At 45.3% G+C, this 4,316-nt stretch carries 4 protein-coding genes; 1 reads left to right on the top strand and 3 read right to left on the bottom strand.

Features of this window, described 5'->3' with window-relative positions; translation table 11 throughout:
- Window positions 1-212: 212 nt before the first annotated feature.
- The 3 genes from GPL15_RS17290 to GPL15_RS17300 form a co-directional block, all read right to left on the bottom strand.
- The gene (locus GPL15_RS17290) at window positions 213-1,085 is read right to left on the bottom strand and encodes a YitT family protein (protein ID WP_215699948.1); all 873 of its coding nucleotides are present in this window, start codon (window positions 1,083-1,085) and stop codon (window positions 213-215) included.
- 140 nt (window positions 1,086-1,225) lie between these two features.
- On the bottom strand, window positions 1,226-1,768 hold the full coding sequence (gene dcd, locus GPL15_RS17295) for a dCTP deaminase (protein ID WP_215699944.1): 543 nt from the start codon (window positions 1,766-1,768) through the stop codon (window positions 1,226-1,228).
- A gap of 127 nt (window positions 1,769-1,895) precedes the next feature.
- Window positions 1,896-2,303: an NUDIX domain-containing protein gene (locus GPL15_RS17300; RefSeq protein WP_215699945.1), complete on the bottom strand. Its 408-nt coding sequence runs from the start codon at window positions 2,301-2,303 to the stop codon at window positions 1,896-1,898.
- Window positions 2,304-2,728: 425 nt separating this feature from the next.
- Here GPL15_RS17300 and GPL15_RS17305 point away from each other — a divergent pair, with 425 nt between their 5' ends.
- Entirely contained in the window at window positions 2,729-4,138 is a 1,410-nt protein-coding gene (locus GPL15_RS17305) for a spore germination protein (protein WP_215699946.1), read from the top strand.
- Window positions 4,139-4,316: the final 178 nt, after the last annotated feature.

Below are 4,316 nucleotides of genomic sequence, written 5' to 3' on the forward strand. Positions count from 1 at the left end.
TTCACGGTAAAGTCCCATAAAGAGTTTACCGTGAATGGGCATCGGACCGTCTTTTTCCGTCCCTGGAGCCTTAGTTTCACTTACGGTTGGAAGCAGGTTTTCATCGCCAACGGATTCCGCTCCGCCCGGTGCCAACCATCCAAGCGGGCCTCCGCCCCTGTCCGTCCCCATCCCCAGGATTCACGGCGTAACTTCCTCAACTAAATAAAGATTCACTTCATAGGTTTTCTATAAAATGACCCGTAAAATGCATTTGTTTTAAAAACATTTATAATCACCTTATTATCAATCTGCCTGATTAGCTGTACCGCATTCTGCAGTTCATAAGAGGAAATTACCGTATGGAGAAGGTACATTTTCTTTTTGCTGTAACCTCCCATGGCCTCTACGCAGGAAATTCCATGGCGGAACTGCTTAATGTAGGCATCGATGACCTGCGGGGCCAGCACTGTGGTGATCTGAAGGGTAAGACGTTCATATCTGTGGTGAAACGCAGATATGATTTTAGTCGCAATGTATTGGAATACAATGGAATAGCCTGCGTATTCCCATCCGAAAAAAGCGCCGTAAACCGCTATTAAAATCACATTTCCGGCAAATACATATTCCCAGATAGAACGGTCCTTTTTATTGGACACATATAGAGCGATAAAATCGGTTCCGCCTGCCGAGGCATTGCCTCTAAGGGCGATTACTGTTGAAAAACCGAAGGCAACACCGCCGAAAATAACATTCAGAATCTCATCATCAAACAGAGGTGTAAAATCGCACACCTTCAGCAGGATACTGGCTGTCAGTACCTGTATTAAAGAGAATATGGTAAACCGGATACTGATGCTTTTACTGCAGATCCACGCCACGGGCAGATTAAATAAAAGCAGCGCAAGAGAGGTGGATAAGGGAATTCCCACCATATTTCCAAGGCGGTTAACCAACAGCGCCAGTCCCATAAAACCTCCGGAAACAAGGTTGGCAGGCTGGATGAACGCCTGAACAGCATAAGCCTGCAGCGCCGCCGAGGCAATCACCGCCATCAGGGTGACTAACGATAAAAAACCACCTTCTGTATTTTCCCATTCTGTCATTTTTCCCATAACCAGTCATTCCATTCTTTTTATTATCAGCCGAATAGCCGTATGGAATAGTATTCCTGGATTTTATTCTTCAATACATTGTAATTTGCAATTATACCCTCTTATTTGCTCCTGCTCTATTGTTACCAAACCTATTTTGCAGAGACTTCGTTGTCCAGATAGATTCTGGAGCCGGTTGCACCACGCTGTCCATAGTATTTTCCCCTATATGGTTTATCTGCCTTTTGATCCAACTGGGCAAATACCAGCTGGCCGATTCTCCTGCCCGTCTGAAGTTCAATGGCACAGCGGTTTGCATTAAAAAGTTCCAACGTGATCTCACCTTCAAATCCCGGATCCACCCAGCCCGCATTCTGGATGAACAAACCCATGCGGCCCACAGAACTGCGACCCTCCACAAAAGCAGTCAGATCGTCCGGCATGCGGAAGTATTCCATAGTGGTGGCCAGCACAAAATGCCCCGGAAGCAGGATATAATGATCAGCTTCAATGGTCTTATACGCCACCATTTTTCCCATCTGCATGATGGAATTGCAGTCATCTTCCACAATGCTGAACGTGTTTCCCAGACGGATATCAACGCTGGCCGGCTGAATCTGATTCTCCTCCAATGGAGTGATTCCCAGGGTTCCCTGAGAAAGCATGGAGCGGATTGTTTTGTCAGAAAGTATCATGTTTCTTCCCCCTTGTTTGTTTTTTCATTTATGATATCCCGGATATTTGCTTAAAGGGCTGTTTAGTACCTCATTCAACGGCAGATTTAACTCAACTCCAATACCCGTTCTTTTATAATGCTTATCATCATACCGAACCAAATGCATTTTGAAACAGCACAGGTGTGATATCAGGATAGGTCAGATTTTCAGGCAGGCTTTGAAAAAAAGAAATTTCCTTCATCTCACTCTCAGGTAAGCTTCCGACCTCGTCGATCCGCGCTAAAAAAACCATGCCATTGGCGCCCGATCCTTCATCGCCTGCCCAATAGTCAAATATGGGTTCTATGCGGTACTTTACCGCACCCGATTCTTCAAACAATTCCCTTTCGGCTGCTTTTTCAGGAGTTTCCCCCATCTCTATATGCCCTCCCTGGGTTTCCCAGGTGGTCCGCTGTTTATGCCTGCTCAGCATTATTTTTTCTTTATATATGGATAAAATAACAACATATCTGTAATGTTCCAATGTGTTGAGAGGAAATACTCTGCATTCCATCTTTACGCTCCGATCTTTTGTGGTTTTATATAGGCTTTCCGCCATTTGAGAATTTCAATGCCCCCCAGCCGCAACTCTCCTATGGAATAATAAAGAGCTGCCTTTCCCCCACAGAAAGCAGCTCTTTGGTCACGATCAAAACCGTCACACTATTAGTTATGTATCCCGGCATCCCCATGCCGGAGAAATTCGCAAGGCACCCCTTTGTGCTTCTCACATGGACAATATAGCACTTTTATCTATGGATGTCAACTTTTTTTGTGCATTTTTGCATAAGTGACAATAAATCGACATTCATTTTATGAATCTTTACCATAGAAGTCTTTACAGCAAAGACATTTGTCTTCTCCCCATAGCTTTCATATTTTTGATAAAAACTGCGCATACTTCTGTTATCGCAATATTAACATGAAATGGAGGTTATTATGAATTTTTCCAGTCAGTTATCGGATAATATGGACTACTTGAGTAAAAAATTGGACGTGGATACCAACTTTGATGTAGTCTATCGTGTCATAAATTTTGGGGGACGCAAAGCTTGTCTTTATTTTATTGACGGTTTTACAAAGGATGAGGTATGGCTGAAAATTTTCCCGTCCTTCTTTGCGCTGAAGCCCGAGGATCTGCCCTTAGATATACATGAATTTTCAAAAATGTTTATCCCTTATGGGGAAGTGGGCATTGTGGACAATGATGCGGATATGATTCTCCAGCTCCTTTCCGGCGTATCCTGCCTGTTCATTGACGGTTATGCAGGGTGCCTGACTGTTGACTGCCGCACCTATCCGTCCAGAGGCGTTTCCGAACCTGAAAAAGATAAGGTAATGCGCGGTTCCAGGGATGGTTTCGTGGAAACCCTGATATTCAATACAGCGCTGATCCGGCGGAGAATCCGCGATCCCAGAATGACCGTGGAAATCATGAATGCAGGCGAGCGTTCCCATACGGATATTGCTGTCTGCTACATGAAAGACCGGGTGGACGGCAAACTTTTAGACCTGATAAAAACGCGGATTCAAAAACTCCATGTGGACGCGCTGACTATGAATCAGGAGAGCCTGGCCGAATGCCTCTATCCTGGAAAATGGTACAATCCATTTCCTAAATTCAAGTTTTCCGAGCGTCCCGACACCGCAGCCGCGTCGATTCTGGAGGGAAATATAATCATACTGGTGGATAATTCCCCATCCGCCATGATTCTTCCGTCCTCCGTATTTGACATCATCGAAGAGGCGGATGATTACTACTTTCCGCCGATAACAGGAACTTATCTGCGGCTGTCCCGTATGATTATATCCATTTTAACCCTGCTGCTCACCCCTACCTGGCTGCTTCTCATGCAGAATACGGACATCATACCGCCATGGCTGGAGTTCATCAAGCTGTCGGATCCCTCTTATGTTGCGCTGATCTTCCAGCTTCTCATTCTGGAATTCGCCATTGACGGACTACGTCTGGCCGCAGTCAACACCCCCAGCATGCTGACCACGCCCCTGAGTGTAATAGCCGGTATTGTTTTGGGCGAATATTCTGTAAAATCAGGTTGGTTTAACAGTGAAACCATGCTGTATATGGCGTTCGTTACGGTGGCAAACTACTCCCAGGCCAGTTTTGAGCTGGGTTATGCCCTTAAATTCATGCGCATTATCCTGCTTATTTTGACCGCCATATTTAACATTTACGGATATATCGCCGGAATCATCATCTCTGTCTGCGCAATTGTATTTAACAAAACCATTGCAGGAAAGAGTTATATTTATCCTCTGATCCCCTTTAATTTCAAAGCTTTGAAAAACAGATTTACCAGGGGGCGGCTGCCGCATCAGGAAAAATAAAATGAGATGAAAATTGGGATTTAATTGGTGAAAGATACGCAAGGAAGCGGGGAGACCGGATGGCGGGAAACCAGGCCGGGGACCGGGGCAGGGGAAACAAACGATACAGGGATCTGATTCCAACCGTTAAGTTGAACTAAGGCTTCCAGCATGAAAGAGGGCGGTCCGATGCCCATTC

This window comes from Clostridium sp. MCC353 (assembly GCF_018785315.1).
Taxonomy (GTDB): Bacteria; Bacillota; Clostridia; order Lachnospirales; family Lachnospiraceae; genus CHH4-2.